Consider the following 19,557-nt stretch of genomic DNA (forward strand, 5'->3'; position numbering starts at 1 on the left):
AGGCCAGAAATGAACAGAAGAAAGTTTACTAAGACCACAATGCTGGCGGGCGCAACGTTAGCAGCACCCGCGATCATGGGTCGCGCTTCGGCAGCGGGCGAAACTCTCTACATTGCAGATGCTGGTGGCTCCGTATCTCAGATTTATAAGGAGCTCTTTTACACTCCTTTCACGGAGGCTACCGGCATCACGGTCGTTCCCGTGGTGCGAGCCGCGCAGCCGCTGCCCCAGATGCAGTCGATGGTCGACACGAAGAATTATATCTTCGATGCTTGCATTGGCGCAGGCATGGACGAAGCAGTTCGATATTTGGCTTTGGATTTGGTTGAAAAGATCACCCTTCCAAAACACCTGTATGACGACCTTCCGGTGGAGCTGAGGAACCTCGCCGGTTTTGTGCCCGACTCGATATCAGCCTATTCAACGGTTTATCGGACCTCCGCGACCGGGAAAGATCTGACTTGCGTTGCGGACATGTGGGACAAAGCGATCCCTGGCGTGCGGTCCCTCCGCAACAGCGGCCGGGACAACATCGAGTGGGCATTGCGCGCCGACGGCGTCAAGCCCGGCCAGGCCATCATAAACGAACTGAAAACAGATGCCGGTTGGATTCGGGCATTCAAGAAGCTCGATCAAATCAAACCGCGGATCGCTATGTGGTGGACGACGGCGCCGCAGAGCGCGCAGCTGTTACACAGCGGCGAAATCGACATTACCGCGACCTATGTCAACCGGGCAGCGGAGCTTATCGTGCAAGGAGAGGATCTTAAGATCCTATGGAATCAAGGCTATTACACCGCATATGGCTGGTCGATTCCGAAAGGGAATCCGAAGGTGGCGATGGTTCAGAAGCTCATCGAATTCACTCTTGATCCGAAGCGACAAGCCGCGCGTGCAGCGCGCGTCCTGAACGGAACGGCTTCGATCAGCGCCTACCAATATATCGACCCCAAGATCTTGTATTTGATCCCGACGCAGCCTGACAACTTTAAGCAGCTCGTGCCCCTCGATGTCAGCTTCTGGGGTGAAAACTTGTCCAAGTCGAATGAAATGTTCAACGCTTGGCTCATCAAATAAGAGGCTGCGACAGCCGAGCCCGCGCGCAGACGGGTCGAAAGCCTGGCGTCGTTCTCACGGACTAGGAAGCGGTGACTAATTTGAATACACGAAGCAGATCGAAGCGGGTTGGCAAGATTCAGGTCGATGTCTCCGAGAGCATGGCTCAAAAAGCAAAGTTGAGAGTGGCCTCAGGCAAGCGCGTTATCAGCCTTGCACAGGGCGAACCTGACTTCGATACGCCAGAGCACGTTCAGGAAGCGGCAATTGCGGCGATCCGAGCTGGAGAAACCCGCTATACCATCAATACGGGTACCATTCAGCTGCGCGAGGCCATCTCGCGCAAGCTGAGACGCGACAACGACTTGGAATACGGAGTCAATCAGATCGTGGTCGCTCCGGGCGCGAAACCAAGTATATATAATGCCTTCGCCGCAACCTTAAACGACGGCGACGAGGTCATTATACCTGCACCCTATTGGGTGCCGATGCCAGACATGGTGCGGCTCGCCGGCGGACAGCCGGTGATAGTCGCGTGCGGCGTCGAAAGTGACTTCAAGATGCAGCCTGGACAACTACAGGCGGCCATCACACCTCGGACGCGTTGGCTTCTTTTGAATTCGCCAAACAATCCGTCGGGATCAATTTACTCAAAGGCGGAATTGCTTTCCTTCGCCGAAATATTGCGTCGCCATCCTAACGTCCTTGCTTTGTCAGATGACATCTATGAGCACATTCGGTTTGATGGGCGGCCGTTTTACACCTTGGCGCAGATTGCGCCCGATTTGCGGGAGCGCATCCTGACGGTCAACGGCGTTTCCAAAGCATACGCCATGACGGGTTGGCGTATCGGCTATTGCGCCGGGCCGGATTGGCTGATCAGGGACATTACTCGAGTCTTGTCGCAAGCGACGGGTGGCGCATGTTCAATCGCGCAGGCTGCTGCTCTGGCCGCACTCGAAGGGCCACAAGATTTCTTAGCCCAGCGCGTAGCTGTGTTCCACCGGCGGCGAGATTTTGTCTTACCGATCATCAAGGCAATTCCAGGTCTTTCCGCCGAGCGCCCTGAGGGAGGGTTCTATATCTTTGTGAGCTGTACCGATCTGATTGGGAAAACGACGCCGGCAGGCGGCCGAATCTCGTCTGATAGCGTTCTGTGCGATTACTTACTGGCCGAGGCCGACATCGCAGTTGTACAAGGCGCGGCCTATGGCCTTTCTCCTTACTTCCGTATCTCCATCGCGTCGTCGGACGACGACTTGCGTACCGCCGTGGCAGCGATCCGCTCCGCGGTTCTAGCCTTACGCTGAACCAAATTCGAAGTATCATAATATGAACGAGATCACTTCCAGTGCCGCCGAGGCGACGCGATCACGTCCACCCGTGACCGCCTTCCTTGCTGATTGGGTTACGAAACTGCGCTTTTCCGACATCCCGACAGAGGCGGTGGAGACGACCAAGCGCGCTTTCGCAGACACGTTGTCTGTGACGCTTGCGGGCGCAGGCGAGGCGGCCGCAAGCAGGGCGCGTCAAGCTTTGGTCGATGAACCCGGCAAATCGCTGGTTATCGGCACTTCCTTGCGCACGACGGCGAGAACGGCGGCTTTTCTCAATGGTGTGGCAGCTCATGTGCACGATTTCGATGACGGCAACGCGACTATGCTTGGCCATCCATCCACTGGCATGGTTCCGGCGCTTCTTGCGCTGGCCGACGAGCGCAACGTTTCGGGCGAACAACTGATCACCGCGTATGTGGCTGGGATGGAAGTCGGCGCCAAGATTGCGCGGGCGATGACCTACCAACATAATGCCAACGGTTGGCATACGACGTCGACTTTCGGAACCTTCGCAGCGACGGCTGCATCGGCAAAGCTGTTGGGTTTGGACGCGCAGCAGACCAGAGATGCGTTGGGGATCGCCGCCTCGATGGCTTGTGGCATCCGTCAGAACTTTGGAACGTCGACCAAGCCCGTCCACGCCGGCCGTGCTGCCGAGAACGGCGTAATGGCCGCAAAGCTGGCTCTGGCTGGCATCGACGCAAGCCCGACTGCCATCGAGGGTCATGAAGGTTTCATGCACCTATTCGGTGACTTGAGTGTGATCTGTTTTGAAGACGCAATGCGCGACATGGGAGCCCCCTTTGAAGTGATGCGCATCAACGTCAAGCTATATCCGGTTTGCGCGATGGTGCTCCCGGCTCTCGACGTGCTTGTCGAAGGCCTCCGAAATAAAGAGCTTGATCTGGCAGATATAACCTCGGTGCGTTGCGGCACCAGCTATCAAACGCTTAACATCATGCGTTATGATCGGCCTGAAAGTCACTTACAGGCAAAATTTAGCTACAGCTATTGCGTGGCTGTGGCACTGCGAAAAGGCGACGTCACGCTAGCCGATTTCACTCCCGATGCGCTCAAGGATCCCGCGACGCGCAAGATAATGGAGTCGGTTGAACCTTATGTTCATCCAGACCAGAGCACGCCAGAGCTTTTCGAGCCGCTCTACAGAGCCGGAAAAGCCTTTACCGAAGTTGATGTCATGCGGCGAGACGGGAGTCTCTTTAAACGGCGCAAATCCAATTATATCGGCTCGAGCAGCGACCCCGTCAGTTGGGAACATCTGGAGCGGAAATATCGGGCGTGTACTGATGGAATGTTCGATTCCGCCAGGTCGGATCTTATTTTGACACGTTTCCAACATTTGGACAGGCTGAACCGGGTCGGTACACCAATTCTATTGGGCCTTGAAGAGCTGCAGTGACGGACAAAGTACGGGCATGTGCGCAAAGCTAGTGGTTCTTGATGCACCGAGGGTCAGTCACTGCGGTGCTTCGGCTCTGCTGCTCGATGCCGAAGGGCCACTTTCGTTGCAAACGCAGCAACGCATTTGGGCGTTGGATAGAACGGTCCGGAATTGGCAAGAGGTGACTGACGCGCAGGTGGGATTGAACAGCCTCTTAATCGTTGTCGACCCTTTGACAACGGACACCGAGCCTTTGGCGATGAGATTTTTGGCGGAATGGAATGGAACGACCGCTTGGTCCGGTAATGGCCGCACACTCGAAATCGGGATCGTTTACGGGGGAGCTGCAGGTCGGCACCTGCGCGAAGTTGCCGATCGTCTCGGAGTATCGCCGAGCAGGGTGGCTGAATTGCATTCGGCAGGCAATTACACTGTCTTTGCGCCTGGAACGGGTCCAGGCTTCGGCTTTCTCTTCGGACTGGATAGACGGCTGCACCTGCCACGCCGGCCTGAACCTCAAATGGTACCCAATGGTCCAAATTTGAGCATGGCGGGAGCGCAGACGTCTCTTGGACCGCCGTTGAAGCCGGGGGAGGAGCCTTCGCTCGTTCCAAGCGGCTGGTACGCACTCGGACATGCACCGGCATCGCCCATACCGTTCGACTTCAGCAAAACGCCGCCCAACGTTCTTGACCTGGGAGACTGCATTCGTTTCCGAATCGAACGGGTTGAGACATGATCGAAGTGCTTCAAACGCTTCCCTTGAATTCTGTGCAGGATTTGGGGCGGATAGGGCAACGTCACCATGGAATTGCCCGAACGGGAGCGGCCGACCGGGTCGCTCTATCGGTGGGCAACATCTTGCTTGGAAATTCCACTGAGGCCGCCGGAATTGAGGTCCAGATGGGTCCCATGCGGTTGCTGTTCAATCAGCAAATCATGGTTGCACTGTGTGGGGCCGATTGTCAGGCCGTTCTCAACCAACGTCAAGTCGCACCATGGTCGCGTTTCGCGGTTGCGCCGGGCGACGAGCTGGCGATTGGACCGGCACGTATGGGGCTTAGAGCCTATCTTTGTGTGCCCGGAGGCATCGACGTTCCCGAGGTGCTGGGATCCCGCAGCACCTATTTCAGGCAACGCGTTGGTGGCCTGGAAGGGCGCATGCTTCGCGTAGGCGACAAGCTAGGCGCTCTGAAAAAGAGTGCGCAGCCGCAACCCGAACTCTCCGTCTTGCCGCCCGACAACGTTCTCGAACGCGGACTTCACGCATTAGCGGAGCAGGACGATATTGTTCTCCGCGTCGTTCGTGCCGGAGAATATGATGATTTCACATCTAGGTCGCAGCAAACGTTCTGGCGTGATCCCTGGAGGGTCTCCGCTCAGAGCAATAGAATGGGCTATCGATTGGATGGCGCCGAACTGATGCGTACCGACCCCGGAGAAATGCGATCATGTCCGATCACGCCCGGGGTGATCCAGGTGCCCCCAGGCGGGCGCCCTATCGTGCAATTGGTCGACGGCAACTCTGCGGGTGGCTATCCGAAAATTGGTTACGTCATAGAAGCCGATCTCTGGCGCGTCGCCCAAGCGCGGCCAGGCAGCGTGTTCCGTTTCGTGGAATGTTCGGTAACCGAAGCGCGTAAGGCTCTATCTGAGATCGTGAAATATTTGGACAGGCTGGGTTGCCTGATAGCGACGGCCGACAACGGCGGCGTACCAGCGCGCATTTCGCGAGAAACCGAGGCAGGGATGGCGAACGATGAAAATCGATATCAATTCTGACATCGGAGAAGGGTTCGGGCGTTGGCGGCTTTGCGATGACGCCGCTCTGATGGCGCTGATTTCGTCCGCGAATGTGGCCTGCGGTTTTCACGCGGGTGATGCGGTCATCATGACCGACATGGCGGCGCAGGCGAGAGCGCGGGGAGTGGCGCTAGGAGCGCATGTCGGCCTGCCCGATCTACTAGGCTTCGGTCGTGTTCCGATGAAGATTGATCCCCACGATATGCGGAAACACGCACTTTACCAGTTGGGCGCTCTCTCGGCGATCGCCAAGGCTGAAGGTTATAAGGTGACACATGCCGGTACGCATGGCGTCTTTGGCATGATGTCGCGCGAAACACCGGAATATCTTCAGCTCATCTTCGATGCTTTCAAAGCCTATGATCCCGACATCATCGTGCCGGGAGAACCCGGCAGCCCTTGGCAAGCTTACGCGCGGAAGATCGGGTTGCGGACTGTTGGACGAATTTATGCCGACCGGGCCTACGAGGAAGACGGCTCGCTCGTTTCGCGAAAGAAGCAGGGAGCAGTCATCAACGATCTCGATCAAATCGCCGCGAGAGCAAGCCAGTTCTTGAATGACGGCACGGTGACAGCTATCACGGGAAAACGAATCAAGTTGGATGCGAAAAGCATTCTGGTTCATTCAGATACGCCTGGCTCGGTCGAGATTGCCAAGACTTTGCGCGACACGATTGAGAGAGGCGGTGGACAAGTGACGCCACTGACAGAGCTTGTCGAATAGAACAGCGTTCATCGCGGAGCGTCACTTGACCGTAGCGGACGACGAAATTCAGATCCCGCTAGAGATCCTCGAACCCAAATTAGCTTCGGCCTTGCGCAGAGCGGGACTGTCGGAACCCATCGCACGAATCATTGCCGAAACGGTTGCCGGCGCCGAAATCGACGGCAGTAGAAGCCACGGGATCCATCGCTTGCCCGGCTATGTCTCAAGCATATCCAGCGGCTGGATTAATACTGCAGCTAAACCGGCTTGCGAGCAGACGCGGCCCGGCTGTTTGGCGGTTGAGGCTGACAACGGGTTTGCTCAACAAGCAACGCGCGCCTTCTCGAACCGTCTTGCTGGTATGGCTCGGAGCCAAGGTGTCGCGACGATGTTTGTCCGCAATTCGCATCATTTTGGTGCTTTGTGGCAGGACGTGGAACCCCTGGCGCGCGCCGGTCTGATCTCAATTGCGATGGTGAACAGTCGCAGCCATATGGCTGTTTGGCAGGGTAAGCGAAAGACGCTCGGCACCAATCCGATCGCATTTGCCTGTCCAAGGACAAACGCGCCGCCTTTGGTGTGGGACCAAGCTTCGAGCATCATGTCGCACGGCGACATCCTGCTGCACGCTGCCGCTGGTAGACCCGTTCCTTCAGGGGTCGGAATTAACAGGGACGGAGACGTAACTACTGATCCGGCGGCGATACTGGACGGGGGGGCGCTCCTGCCGTTCGGCGGAGCAAAAGGAGCGTCGCTTGCCTTTATGGCCGAGGTTCTGGTGGCGGCACTCTCCGGCGGCACCTTCGGATTTGAAGATTGTTCTTCCAACTTTCCTGGGGCGAAGACCTCGAATGCCGGGCAATTCATTTTGGCCCTTGATCCCGGTGCTGGCGGGAATGCTTCGTTCCAGGGACAGTTGGAGAGGCTAATAGCGGAATTGAAACACGCAGGATCAACTCGCATGCCGGCCGATAACCGCTATCGGCGTCGCCAAGCGGTGCATGAAAGCGGAATGCTGTCGGTCGATGCGCGCAATTGGGCGCGCGTTCTCAGTTTGGCGGAGGACTAGCGATCTTGATATCGCGAAGGCGACAAGTGTTGCCAAAAGCATCACCGAGACAATTGTGCCGGTTCCCCTGTTTCTGTCTCCATTAAAGCAAAAGGCGTTTCGATCGCTCTGGATCGCGACGATGATGTCGAATCTCGGGACGCTTGTGCAGTCGGTGGGCGCCAGCTGGGTCATGGCCACTATGATGGGTTCGCAGGCCATGGTGGCGCTGGTTCAGACAATGAATTCCCTTCCCGTGATGATCTTCTCGATGATAGCGGGTGCGCTGGCGGATAATTATAGTCGTCGTCGCATATTGATCATGGCACAAGGTGGCATGGTGTTAGTATCCGCGGTTCTCGCGACTTCTATCTGCTTCAATGTTCTGGATCCTTGGCTTCTTCTCGCCCTTACATTTCTAATCGGTTGTGGCAACGCGCTGTACAATCCCGCGTGGCAAGCCTCGATAGGCGATGTCATCTCAAAGGAAGATGTTGCCGGCGCGGTCGGTTTGAATGGGCTCAGCTTCAACATGATGCGCAGCGTTGGCCCTGCCTCGGGCGGATTGGTCGTCGTAGTGGCAGGGTCCGCCGCGGCGTTCGCTGCGAATGTTCTTCTCACACTGCCGCTGATAGGCGCGCTCTTGCATTGGAAGCCGCACTATCCAAAGCCGGAGCTCCCCCCGAGCATGTGGGAGCAGCGATTGGTGCCGGCCTTCGTTACATCAGGGTGTCTCCCCATCTTTTGAGAGTTCTCCTACGAACGGCGATCTTCAACTTGGCCGGTGTCGTCGTTTTGGCTCTGCTTCCGTTGGTTGCACGAGACACGTTGAAGGGAACGGCACTAACCTACGGCATGATGTTGGGCACTTTTGGCTTCGGTGCGATCGGCGGCGGCTTGGCAAACGCTGCCATTGTCCGCAAGTTCAATAACGAGGTTGTCATTCGCGCAACTTTCGCGAATTTTGCGCTCGCGCTCATCTTGTTGGGCGCTTCAACTTCGATGCCCCTTAGCTGCATCGCACTACTTGTCGCCGGTGCCTGTTGGGTCATTTCATTGTCCTTATTCAACGTCACCGTGCAACTGTCACGCCACGGTGGGTGGTTGGAAGAGCGCTCTCCTTCTATCAGACCGCGACTTTCGGCGGGATGGCCCTTGTATCCTGGCTTTGGGGCGAAGTTGCAGGTTCACACGGTCTTTCGATCGCCTTCGTGGCGGCAGGGACCGTAATGATGATCGGAGCGGTCTTGGGCTTTCAATATCCGCTTCACGCGTTGTCCGGCGATGATCTCGATCCCATCGGACCATTCCAAGCGCCCGAGCCTATGGTCGAGATCAAGCCGGATTCGGGGCCGGTCTTGGTCTTAATAGAGTATGAAATTGCCCACGAGGATACTCTTCGCTTTCTTGAGCTGATGCGAGAACGGCGTCGTATCCGTTTGCGTGACTGGGCCCGTCGTTGGGCCTTGTTACGAGACATTGAACGGCCACTCGTCTGGGTTGAAAGCTACTACTCGCCAACGTGGATCGAATATCTGCGTCATCATGGCCGCCGTGTACGGGCAGACGCTGACAACTTGGCGTCGCTTCGCAGTCTACATCGGGGGCCTAAGGATCTGCGTCGTGTGCATCGCCTGATTGATAGCCGGATTGTTCCCACGCGAAGCGATTTTCCGCCAAAACCCGAAGCAATGCTTTGATCTTGAGTACGATCCAAGCGCCCTCTCACCTTTCGACGCAGAAGTTGGTTGATTGTATCCAATAGCTAAGTTAAGTATGCACCAAGTCTCTCGCCCTGACTTTTTGCTGGTTCGTCATGTCCCAACTGCCCGCTTCAACCAAAGTGATCGTGATAGGGGGCGGAATTATCGGCAGTTCAACTGCTTACTACCTGGCCAAGCGAGGGGTTCCAACCTTGCTTTGCGAGAAGGGACTTATCGGAGCAGAGCAATCCGGACGCAACCAGGGTTGGGTTCGCGCTCAAAAGCGCGACGCTCAAGAAATGCCGTTGATCCGGGAAAGTTTGCGAATCTGGAACGATCTGGAGCGGCAGCTAGGCCAAAGTGTCGGCTTTAAACAGACGGGTATTTTGACGGTATTCAAGCGCGACGAGGAAGCAGAAGCTTGTGAAAGCTGGCTCGCCAACACCTGTCCCGACGATATCGTTGCTCGCATCGTTTCAGGGGCTGAATTGCGAGCCTTGCTGCCTGGCGCGTCAAGACCGTGGGCTTGCGGCCTGTATTCTCCCAATGACGGCAGGGCGGAGCCATCATTGGCAGCTGCTGCGTACGCAAGCGCGGCGAGGGCGCTCGGCGCGCAGATTGTCGTGTCATGCGCTGTGAGAGGAATTGAAACCCGGGCGGGACGCATTTGTGGCGTTGTGACGGAGCTCGGGCCAGTATCTTGCGAAGCAGTTGTTTTGGCGGGCGGAGTTTGGTCTTCGCTCTTTTGTAACAATATGGGTTTGCGGTTGCCGCAACTCAAGACAATGTCGAGCCTTGTCCGAGCGTACCCGTTGGAAGGGGCTCCAAAAACGTCGATCAAGGGCCCCGATTTTTCGATCCGCACTCGGCACGATGGAGGGTTCACCATAGGTTACGGCGCGTGGAATCGAACGGAAATCGTGCCCGACAGTTTCCGCTATCTCGTCGACTATTTGCCGATGATTTTGACTGGTGGAAACAATGTACGGCTGCGTCTGGGGCGGCGCACGCTTGCGGAGCTGTTTCAGAAATCGCGCTGGCGCATGGATGAACAAACGCCTTTTGAACAGACACGTGTCCTGGATCCCGTGCCATCACTATACGATCTTCGTCAGGCGCAGCGTAATATCAGTCGCGAGTTTCCCGTATTCGCCAATATGAGAGTTGCCGCAACCTGGGCCGGCCTGATCGATGTCATGCCCGATACAAAGCCGGTCATTGGGGCAGTGGACACCATTCCGGGATTTTTTATCAGTAGCGGGTACTCCGGTCACGGCTTTGGGATTGGTCCTGCGGCCGGGCATCTGACGGCTGATCTGGTTACTTCCGAAAAACCTATCGTCGATCCTTCTCCTTTTACTTTCAACCGGCTGTCGAGCGTCAAACGCCAGCCGGCTTTCGCACAGTAGAACGGATATGTATCGCGCAAGCACGTATCAGATGCGAAGCGGTTGGAACGCGATGCTACCGCCTCGCATTTGCCGGCCCGCCCTCAACGGAAAGCTGAGCGTCGATCATGCCGTTGTAGGCGCAGGTTTCACTGGGCTCGCTGTTGCAAGAAGGCTCAAAGAGCTGGAACCCGAAACTGATATTCTCATCATTGACGGCGGAACAGTTGGCGAGAATGCTTCAGGTCGGAATTCCGGCTTTTCTGGCAGCGATCTGCCAACGGTGAGTATGGCATCGGCCAGCAGAGCTGACGCCTCAGCCGATGCTCTAAGCAAACAGAACGTCATAGCCGTATTTGATGCCGAGGGTTTGGCTTGGCTGAAAGACCTCGTGGCCCGGTACGGGATCGATTGCGGGCTTCGACAGGTCGGTTCGTTCAAGGCCGCTGTAAGCGAGCGAGCCGCTGCGGCTCTGTTGAGAATGAGCGAGAGCGCATCGACACAGGGCCGCACGCTTCCGGTTTACAAACAAGATGCTTTGGAAGAGCTAACCGGCACATGCTTTTATCGGTTGGCCATTCGATCCGAGTCTACACATCTATTTCAGCCGGCTGCGCTCGTGCGCGGTCTGGCAGATCATCTACCTTCTGACATTGTCTTTCATGAAGGAACCACTGTCAGCAACATCGAAAAAGTAGGTGAGCGTTGGCACTTGACTTGTCCGCAGGCGCGGATATCCGCGCGGAACGTCATCCTGGCCAACAATGCCTTTGTTAAGCTGCTGGGATACGGCAAAGATCGGTTGGTTTCCTTATTTACTTATGTGGGCGTGACGGAAAGGCTGGGCAACAGGGCACGTCTGCTCGGTAGTCTTCCGGAATGGGGCATGACGTCGGCCCAACGGGCCGGTGGTAGCACCCTTCGTAGACTTTCCGACGGACGCTGTATGATCCGCAGCCTCTATTCCTATGAGGCCGAGCTCAAGGAGAGCGTAATCCGACGAAGATTGCTCGATCGGTTTCGCCGTCGTTATCCGCATCTTGCGGATATCGACTTCGAATACGTATGGGGCGGAGTTACCGACGTCACGCGTGGAGGCGCTCCATTTTGGGGAGAGCTGGAGCAGGGGCTTTTTATAAGTGCCGGCTATAACGGCTCTGGTGTCGCGAAAGGTACCGCATTGGGGCGCCGTCTTGCCGAACTAGTCGCCGGCAAAGTCGCACAAGAAACGGTGACTGGACCGCTCGGCCGTCCCGGATGGCTGCCGCCCGAGCCATTCAGATTCGTCGGCGTGCGTGGCACGGCAATGTACGAGGAATTCCGTGCCGGTGCAGATGCAACCTGATCTCAAAGTTGGACCAGCAGGATAGGGAAATGGTGGTGATGAAGGAGTCCACTCGACTGCTGTTCTTCGGCGGGGGAAATATGGGTTCGGCTCTTATCCGAGGAGTACGCCAAGCACTACCTAATTTAAAATTGATCTTGGTTGATCCGGATGTCGGCCGAGTGGAAGACGCTGTGCGTGGTCTTCAAGGCGTATCAATCTTGCCGGACGCTCCGAGTTCATCATCAGGCTACGATCTGCTCGTATTGGCGGTGAAGCCGCAGAATGTTGCAACTTTCTCTGATGGACATCGACGCTTGCTGGCCGAGAGTCCGGTTCTTTCGGTTATGGCCGGCATGCCGCTTGGGCGATTAATGGAGGTATGCGGCAGTGCGAGAGTGGCGCGCGTTATGCCCAACCTTCCTGCGTTTGTTGGTCAAGGGACGAGCCTCGGCGTAACCGGGCAGACGTTTCCAATCTCGGCAAAAACGGCCGTAGAGCAAGTCTTCGCGCCAGTCGGCAAATTTGAATGGGTGGTGGACGCGGCATTGATTGACAAGGCTATGCCGTTCTACGCCTGCGCGCCTCGCTATATTTTCGCTTTTGCTGAGCAGCGGCGCAAGCGGCTGGCGAGGCTGGATTTTGATACAGAATTCGCTCAGTTGCTCGTTGCGCAGACGATGTTGGGTTCGGCGGCGATGTTAGCAGCTGATCCGCGCTCGCCTTCCGAGCTCAAGCGAGCCGTCATAAGTCCGGGAGGGACCACTGAGGCTGGCGTGATCGAAATGGAGCGTGAGGGGGCCCTTCCCAAGATAGTACGCGCTGCAACCAGCGCTGCGTATCGACGGAGTGTCGAACTAAGAAAAAGTTAGATTTGGGATCGCAAGACGATTGGGAGGTTCGAAAGTGTACGGCGAATTCTCGCCGAACTGGATGCGTAAGCGGCCGGATCGCGCTGCCGCGCACCGAAGGCGCGATTTGAAAAATGGCGGACCTATGCCAATCGAGCTCGAACCGAATTGGCCGGACAAAAACGTCTGGTCGGCATAATCGATAGATAAGCAAAAGGAAGCAAAATGAACGCGAAAAGAGCGTCAGACTCTCAAAAGCAGCGACCGGAAGTCGGCCGCATCCTTGCTGACTTCTGCGCGGAGCTGAAGTTCGAATCAATGTCCGCTGCCGCCGTCGAGGCCGCAAAGAGGGGCATTGCCGACACGTTGTCTGTTGCCCTAGCGGCGAAAGCTGAGGAAGTTGCGGGAGTCATGGGCGGGTTCTTCGCCGAAGAACCAGGAAAGGCACGTGTCTGGAATACTGCGCTGCGAACGACAGCTCGAAATGCTGCTCTGGCCAATGGCGCTATGGCTCATGCGCATGACTTCGACGACGGTAATTATGCGATGGTGGGGCATCCATCCGCCCCAGTATTGCCCGCTATCCTTGCGCTCGCAGACGAACTGGCAGCTTCGGGTGCAGATATCATTGCGGCCTATGCGGCCGGTGTCGAGATGGAAGGCCGTCTCGGCATCGCCGTAACCTATGAACACAATGGTCGTGGCTGGCACACAACTTCCTCGCTCGGGACATTCGGAGCTGCCGCTGCCGCCGGAAACCTGTTGGGGCTTGATGGCAAGCTCATGCTAGAAGCCTTCGGAATTGCAGCCTCGCTTGCATCTGGATTACGTCAAAACTTCGGATACATGACCAAACCGCTACATGCAGGATTCGCAGCGCAGAACGGCGTCCTTGCCGCCAAACTTGCTAAGGCCGGAATGCGATCAAGCCCTAATGCGATCGAGGGGCACGAGGGGTTTTTCGATCTCTTTACAGATCCAGAAAAGCTGAACGCGGACGAAGCAATCCGCGATCTTGGCCTATCCCTCGAACTCATCCGCAATAACCCCAAGCTTTATCCGACATGCTCGCTTGTACATCCGGCCCTGGATCTTGTAACGGAGGGTATTGCGAGTGGCGAAATCGTGGCGGACGACCTCGAGGTCATCAATGTGGGCGTCAGCTACCATGCTTTGAATTTAATGCGATACAACGATCCGAAAGATGCACTGCAGGCGAGGTTCAGCATCCCGTATTGCATAGCGGCGGCATTGGCGCATGGCGACGTAACGCTTGGGAGTTTTTCCGACCAGTCCGTTGCCGGAAATGAGATCCGCGGCCGCATGGGCAAAGTCAATGCCTATGTTCATCCCGACCTGTCAACCAAGGAGCAGTTCGAAAAGGTCTATACCAAAGGAGCCGCCTTTACCGAAATCGAAGCGGTTCACAAGTCGGGGAAGATCCATCTCAAGCGGCAAAGCGTGGCGGTCGGCAACCATCAATATCCGGCTCCGCCTGAAAGGCTCCGACGAAAATTCGAAACGTGTGCAGCGCTTTCTGTTGGAAAGCCGAAAGCCAGGGATCTTTGGAATATGCTGATGAAACTCGAAACTGTGCAGTGGTCGGAAGTCGATAGCCTTCTGGATGAGTAGTCAATACAATCTGTCAGAATCAACATCTGCTGGTGGTGGGTATTTAGGGAGAACAACGGAGGTCGGAAGGCCCAGAAACGCTTGATGTTCGGGTGAGCGAATTGCTTTCGTCCTCCTTTTGTATATAATTTCGGCAAAGAGGATACATTTGAGGCGAAGTTTGTGACAGAACTGGACAATCAACAAAGGCCTTCGGCGACTGAGACGGTGAGAAAGCTTCTCCGGGCTGACATTCTTGCTGGGACATTCGCCCCCGGCGAGCAGCTTCGCCAAGAGGAATTGGCGGACAAATTCGGAACGAGCCGCATTCCGGTAAGGGAGGCCTTGCGACACCTCGAGGCGGAGGGTCTGGTCACGCTCCTAAACAATCGGGGCGCCAAGGTAGTCTCATTCACTTCGGCCGAGGTGATCGAATTGATGGAAATTCGCATTGCGCTGGAGTGCCGCGCGTTGCGTCTAGCCATTCCTAATATGATTCAGAGTGATTTTGATGAGGCCAAACGTATTCTCGTGGAATACGACAAGAAAAGCGACCCCGCTCAATGGGCGGAGATGAACTGGAAGTTTCACGAAACCCTCTATATCCCCTGTAATCTACCTAGATTGCTGTCTCTTATCGAAGGCAACTACGGGCAGGTGAGCTTGTTCGTCCGGGCACAAGTCTCTATGGCGTCAGGCAAGAAAACGCCGCAAGAAGAGCATGTGGATATCTTAAAAGCTTGCCGCGCCGGGAACGTTGAAAAGGCCGTCGATCTTCTCGAAGCACATATCTCTAACACCAAGAAGGCGCTCATGGTGCAGCGCCGTAGGAGTCGGTGAGCGCTCCTATTGCTGGCGCGGAAAGCGTACTTTCCTTCACGCCACCGGCGTTTCCTGAATCTTCATACTGCGGCGGTTAGATCAACCCAGTACTTTATCGAGAAATACCCGGGTCCGTTCTTCGCGTGGCGTACCCAAGATCGAACTTGGTGCACCGTGCTTGACGATGACGCCGCCATCGGTGCAGTAGCCATGATCCGCCACTTCGCGAGCGAAGCCCATCTCGTAGGTGTCGAGAATGCAGGTCATGCCTTCTGCGGCGAGATCGCGAATGGTGACCAGATCCTCCTTCTTTGTTTCCGGATCGAGCGCGGCAGGACCTCGTCGAACAGCATTACCTTCGGATTCATGGTAAGTGTAGCTCTGCGGCCCTTTTGAATGGCGCTTGACGCCTATTTTGTTCGCGTAGCGCGCCGCCGCGGTTTCCATATGTCGGACAACGCGTTGACGGCGGCTTCGAGCGCCTTCCGGTCGACGACGTTGGGATCGAACCGCCCCGGGCCCCAGAGGCGCATATGTTCGTGGTCCGGATGGGCGGGGTCTCTGATGGCTTCGAGGTATTCGGCATAACCCGGCGCACCGCCTACGTCTTCCGGAGGACAACGACCGGCGGCCTCGAGCAAGAAGGGAAGTCCCTCCGTCGTGGTGTTCTCGAACCATTTTTCGAGCTTGATCACATGGTCCCAGCTGTCGCCGAAGTCATAGAGATAGTGGATCGTCTTGGCGCCGGTCTCGCGAACGATGTCGCAGAGGCGCGCTTTGCTCGCATCCATGGGCTGGTGGCCGTAATCGTTGTGGGGATCAGGAATTCCCCAATGAACATCGCCAGCGAAGAACTCGAAGAGGTGACCGTTCGTCCAGCCGAATGCCTCCTGAAGCGTCAGATGCAACCGATCAAGGCGCAAGGTGACGGGTACGACGAGGCGACGCATCACCGCCGGCTTCACATCCTTGAGGGTCACCTTGATCCGGACCGCGGTCGTGTTCAGGTTCATGCCGCCAGCCTCGGATCAAGTGTATGCATCGTATAGGTCGACGCCCAGGGAAGCAGTTCGTCCAACCGCGCCGCAGGCCAACCATTGACGAGCTTGGCGAGAACGTCAGCGAGCCAGTGCTCGGCACTGACGCCATTGAGCTTACAGGTCTCAATGAGCGAAGCCAGCAATGCCCAATTCTCGGCACCTTCGTCGCAACCGGCAAAAAGGGAGTTCTTGGCGTTGAGCTTGATCGGCCGCATCGCACGCTCGACAGCATTCGTGTCCAATTCGATGCGCCCGTCATCAAGGTAGAGCGCCAGGCCGTTCCAATGACGCAGCGCGTAACGCAAAGCCTTCGCCGTGTCGCTCTTCGGTGCAAGGTGATCAAGCTTGGCCTCAAACTGTCATTCGGCCTGCAATATTGACCCCCTAAGCCGGGGGATCGGCGTCCAAAATTGACCCCCTACAGATTGGTCTGTTGCGCTGCCTGCTTTGGAACGAAGCAGGTGGTGGGGGATGCTGATCGTGGAGACGATTGCCCGGATCCGGCGCGAGCACTTCATCAAGGGCAAGACGATCAAGGAGATCGCCCGTGACCTGAAGGTGTCGCGGAACACGGTCCGGAAGGTGCTGAGGTCGGGAGAGACCTCCTTCGAGTACGAGCGGCAGGTGCAGCCGCGGCCAAAGCTGGGCCGATGGGCAGTAGAGCTTGACGGATTGCTGGCGGCGAACGCGGCCAAACCGGCTCGTGAACAGCTGACGTTGATCCGGATCTTCGAAGAGCTGCGCCGCCGCGGCTACGACGGCGGTTACGATGCGGTGCGGCGTTACGCCAGGCGCTGGAGCAAGGAACGCGGGCAATCGACCGCAGCCGCTTATGTCCCGCTGAGTTTTGCCCCAGGCGAAGCTTACCAGTTCGACTGGAGCCACGAGGTGGTCTTGCTGAGCGGCACCACGGTGATGGTGAAGGCCGCCCATGTTCGGCTCTGTCACAGCCGCATGCTGTTCGTGCGGGCCTATCCGCGGGAGACGCAGGAGATGGTGTTCGACGCCCACGACCGTTCGTTCGCGCTGTTCAAAGGCACCTGCACCCGCGGCATCTATGACAACATGAAGACCGCCGTAGAGACGATCTTCGTCGGTAAAGGGCGTCTCTATAATCGCCGCTTCCTGCAGATGTGCAGCCACTATCTGGTCGATCCGGTCGCCTGCACGCCAGCGTCGGGCTGGGAGAAGGGGCAGGTCGAGAACCAGGTCGGGCTGGTCAGGGAACGCTTCTTCACGCCGCGGCTGCGGTTCAAAAACCTCGACGAGTTAAACGCCTGGCTGCTCGACAAATGCATCGCCTACGCCAAGGCTCATCGCCATCCGGAGCTGGTCGATCAGACGATCTGGGAAGTGTTCGAAGCCGAACGCCCCAAACTCGTTCCCTATGCTGGCCGCTTCGACGGCTTCCATGCGGTGACGGCATCGGTCTCGAAGACCTGCCTGGTGCGCTTCGACAACAACAAGTACTCGGTCGCAGCCAGCGCAGTCGGACGGCCGGTCGAGGTTCAAGCCTATGCCGATCGCATCGTGATCCGTCAGGATGGACGCATCGTTGCCGAGCACCCGCGATCCTTTGGCCGCGGCGATACCGTCTACGACCCCTGGCATTACGTGCCGGTGCTCGCCCGCAAACCCGGCGCCTTGCGCAACGGTGCTCCCTTCAAAGACTGGGTGCTGCCGGCCGCGATCGAGCGGATCCGGCGCAAACTTGCCAGCACGGACGATGGCAATCGGCAAATGATCGACATCCTCAACGCGGTGCTGACTGACGGTCTGCCCGCGGTGGAAGCGGCCTGTGCCGAAGCGCTCAGTCACAGCGTCCATTCCGCCGATGTCGTGCTCAATATCTTGGCCCGTCAACGTGAACCCGCCCCACCGGCCAACATCATGACGCCGGCCGCACTGACGCTCCGTCATGCGCCGATCGCCGATTGTGCCCGCTACGACAACCTCCGGAGGACCATCTGATGGAACGAACCCAAATCTTCGACCTCATGGGCGAACTCAAGCTCTACGGCATGAAGGCTGCCTTCGACGAGATCATGGCAACTGCCGTCAAGCGCCAGCACGAACCTCAGCGCATTGTCGGCGACCTGCTCAACGCCGAGATCAACGAGAAGCAAGCCAGGTCGATCAAATACCAGCTCACCATTGCCAAGCTGCCGTTGGCCAAGGACATCGCCGACTTCCAGTTCGACGGCACGCCGATCAATCAGACTCTCGTCAATGATCTCGCTGGCGGCGGCTTCATCGCCCAACAACGCAACGTCTTGCTGGTTGGCGGCACCGGCACAGGCAAGACCCACCTGGCCATTGCCATCGCCAGAAGCTGCATCCGATCCGGTGCCCGTGGCCGCTTCTTCAACGTCGTCGACCTCGTCAATCGCCTCGAGACCGAGACCCGCAACGGACGGCAAGGACGGCTCGCCGAGCATCTGACCCGGATGGACTTCATCGTGCTGGATGAACTCGGCTATTTGCCCTTCGCCCAGTCCGGTGGCCAGCTTCTCTTCCACCTCGTCAGCCGGCTCCATGAGCGCGCCTCCGTCATCGTGACCACCAATCTCGCCTTCGGCGAATGGCCGAGCGTGTTCGGCGACGCCAAAATGACCACCGCGCTGCTCGACCGATTGACCCATCACTGCGACATTGTCGAAACCGGCAACGATAGCTGGCGGTTCAAGAGCCGAGACGACGATCACGCCACCGCGCTCGTCTCGCCTCCGCTATCCCGGCCAGCTCCGACGAGACGAGCGCTACCAGCAAAGCCCGCCGCACGAAGGGGTCAAAATTGGACGCCGATGAGGGGTCAAATTTGCAGGCCGATTGACAGGCAAATCGCCGCTCTTCATGAAACCGCGGTATGATCTGCCGTGGCTGGCGCAATTCGCAGCAGAGATGGCGGCGCGCTGTTGGCCGGTCTTCGAGACGAAGGCTTGGGGATGCTCGGCTACCGAGGTCGACTGGCGGAAGCATGGCTTCGAGGGGTCGCGTCTCGGCTACCTGTTGAACGGTGCCGGCCTCTTCCACCATGCGCATCGCGCGGTCGACGATTGCCACGCTTTATTGGAAATCCTCTCGATCGACCTGCCGACAACAGGAGAGCCTGCTCTCGCGCTCCTGCTCGGGACCGCCCGCAAGCCGACGCTGCGGGTGTGGGCGGAGCAATCCCCGTTCGATCTCAAGGATTTACTCAAGAGGCGCGGCTATCGCGGGAGCGACGGCAGCGACGGTCGGTCCAAATCCTGGGTACATCGACGTCTGCGAGACAGCGTCCGAGGACGAGATCGCTTTCCTGAAGGCGATCCAGTCGCGCAGACCATTGATGCTGTGGAATCCGTCGGAAGCATAACATCGGATCGAGGGGAATGTGCTCTGCATCATCTGGGCCAGCGCGTGTCCCGGACCGAGGTCGAGCGCGCGGTCGACCCCTTGCTCCGCAAGAGCCTCCAGTGTCGTCTGC

General features: G+C 57.4%; 14 protein-coding genes and 5 pseudogenes. 16 read left to right on the top strand and 3 right to left on the bottom strand.

Annotated features, from left to right (window positions below):
- Nucleotides 1-9: 9 nt before the first annotated feature.
- The 13 genes and pseudogenes from XH83_RS36305 to XH83_RS36365 all read left to right on the top strand — a co-directional run bounded on the left by XH83_RS36305 (nt 10) and on the right by XH83_RS36365 (nt 15,069).
- Nucleotides 10-1,077, top strand: coding sequence for an extracellular solute-binding protein (locus XH83_RS36305; protein ID WP_128929621.1), 1,068 nt, complete (start codon nt 10-12; stop codon nt 1,075-1,077).
- Between the two features lie 71 nt (nt 1,078-1,148).
- The gene (locus XH83_RS36310; protein WP_128929620.1) at nt 1,149-2,366 is read left to right on the top strand and encodes a pyridoxal phosphate-dependent aminotransferase; all 1,218 of its coding nucleotides are present in this window, start codon (nt 1,149-1,151) and stop codon (nt 2,364-2,366) included.
- Nucleotides 2,367-2,388: 22 nt separating this feature from the next.
- The gene (locus XH83_RS36315; protein WP_128929619.1) at nt 2,389-3,813 is read left to right on the top strand and encodes an MmgE/PrpD family protein; all 1,425 of its coding nucleotides are present in this window, start codon (nt 2,389-2,391) and stop codon (nt 3,811-3,813) included.
- 16 nt (nt 3,814-3,829) lie between these two features.
- Nucleotides 3,830-4,534, top strand: a complete 705-nt coding sequence (locus tag XH83_RS40495) for a carboxyltransferase domain-containing protein (RefSeq protein WP_128929618.1) — start codon at nt 3,830-3,832, stop codon at nt 4,532-4,534.
- Nucleotides 4,531-5,577: a biotin-dependent carboxyltransferase family protein gene (locus XH83_RS36325; RefSeq protein ID WP_128929617.1), complete on the top strand. Its 1,047-nt coding sequence runs from the start codon at nt 4,531-4,533 to the stop codon at nt 5,575-5,577. The genes XH83_RS40495 and XH83_RS36325 overlap by 4 nt, the downstream gene beginning before the upstream one ends.
- Nucleotides 5,555-6,322 (top strand): LamB/YcsF family protein, encoded by a 768-nt coding sequence (locus XH83_RS36330; protein WP_128929616.1) that lies wholly within the window; start codon nt 5,555-5,557, stop codon nt 6,320-6,322. The genes XH83_RS36325 and XH83_RS36330 overlap by 23 nt, the downstream gene beginning before the upstream one ends.
- 25 nt (nt 6,323-6,347) lie before the next feature.
- Nucleotides 6,348-7,373: an Ldh family oxidoreductase gene (locus XH83_RS36335; protein WP_164933844.1), complete on the top strand. Its 1,026-nt coding sequence runs from the start codon at nt 6,348-6,350 to the stop codon at nt 7,371-7,373.
- Between the two features lie 124 nt (nt 7,374-7,497).
- Nucleotides 7,498-9,052, top strand: a pseudogene (locus XH83_RS36340) (MFS transporter).
- Nucleotides 9,053-9,168: 116 nt separating this feature from the next.
- Complete coding sequence (locus XH83_RS36345) at nt 9,169-10,464, top strand: FAD-binding oxidoreductase (RefSeq protein ID WP_128929614.1); 1,296 nt, start codon at nt 9,169-9,171, stop codon at nt 10,462-10,464.
- A 7-nt stretch (nt 10,465-10,471) separates the two neighbouring features.
- Nucleotides 10,472-11,788: an FAD-binding oxidoreductase gene (locus XH83_RS36350; RefSeq protein ID WP_128929613.1), complete on the top strand. Its 1,317-nt coding sequence runs from the start codon at nt 10,472-10,474 to the stop codon at nt 11,786-11,788.
- A gap of 29 nt (nt 11,789-11,817) precedes the next feature.
- Nucleotides 11,818-12,639: a pyrroline-5-carboxylate reductase gene (locus tag XH83_RS36355; RefSeq protein ID WP_164933845.1), complete on the top strand. Its 822-nt coding sequence runs from the start codon at nt 11,818-11,820 to the stop codon at nt 12,637-12,639.
- Nucleotides 12,640-12,843: 204 nt separating this feature from the next.
- Nucleotides 12,844-14,250, top strand: coding sequence for an MmgE/PrpD family protein (locus tag XH83_RS36360; protein WP_128929611.1), 1,407 nt, complete (start codon nt 12,844-12,846; stop codon nt 14,248-14,250).
- Between the two features lie 162 nt (nt 14,251-14,412).
- Nucleotides 14,413-15,069 carry a GntR family transcriptional regulator gene (locus tag XH83_RS36365; RefSeq protein WP_128929610.1) on the top strand — a complete coding sequence of 219 codons (657 nt, stop codon included), beginning with the start codon at nt 14,413-14,415 and terminating at the stop codon, nt 15,067-15,069.
- Between the two features lie 81 nt (nt 15,070-15,150).
- Here the strand turns inward: XH83_RS36365 and XH83_RS36370 are convergent, their stop codons facing one another.
- The 3 genes and pseudogenes from XH83_RS36370 to XH83_RS36380 form a co-directional block, all read right to left on the bottom strand.
- Nucleotides 15,151-15,498: a hypothetical protein gene (locus tag XH83_RS36370; RefSeq protein WP_371746379.1), complete on the bottom strand. Its 348-nt coding sequence runs from the start codon at nt 15,496-15,498 to the stop codon at nt 15,151-15,153.
- Entirely contained in the window at nt 15,462-16,064 is a 603-nt protein-coding gene (locus tag XH83_RS36375) for a plasmid pRiA4b ORF-3 family protein (RefSeq protein WP_128929609.1), read from the bottom strand. Before XH83_RS36375 ends, XH83_RS36370 begins: the two co-directional genes overlap by 37 nt.
- A pseudogene (locus XH83_RS36380) lies at nt 16,061-16,447 on the bottom strand (transposase); the annotation flags it as partial. The gene XH83_RS36375 and the pseudogene XH83_RS36380, both read right to left, overlap by 4 nt.
- 115 nt (nt 16,448-16,562) lie before the next feature.
- Between XH83_RS36380 and istA the strand changes: the two are divergent.
- The 3 pseudogenes from istA to XH83_RS39985 all read left to right on the top strand — a co-directional run.
- Nucleotides 16,563-18,053: pseudogene (istA, locus tag XH83_RS36385) on the top strand (IS21 family transposase); the annotation flags it as partial.
- Between the two features lie 8 nt (nt 18,054-18,061).
- Nucleotides 18,062-18,784 (top strand): annotated as a pseudogene (gene istB, locus XH83_RS36390) (IS21-like element helper ATPase IstB); the annotation flags it as partial.
- Between the two features lie 211 nt (nt 18,785-18,995).
- A pseudogene (locus tag XH83_RS39985) lies at nt 18,996-19,395 on the top strand (hypothetical protein); the annotation flags it as partial.
- Between the last annotated feature and the right edge of the window lie 162 nt (nt 19,396-19,557).

Source organism: Bradyrhizobium sp. CCBAU 53351 (assembly GCF_015291745.1).
In the GTDB taxonomy this organism is placed as follows: Bacteria; Pseudomonadota; Alphaproteobacteria; order Rhizobiales; family Xanthobacteraceae; genus Bradyrhizobium.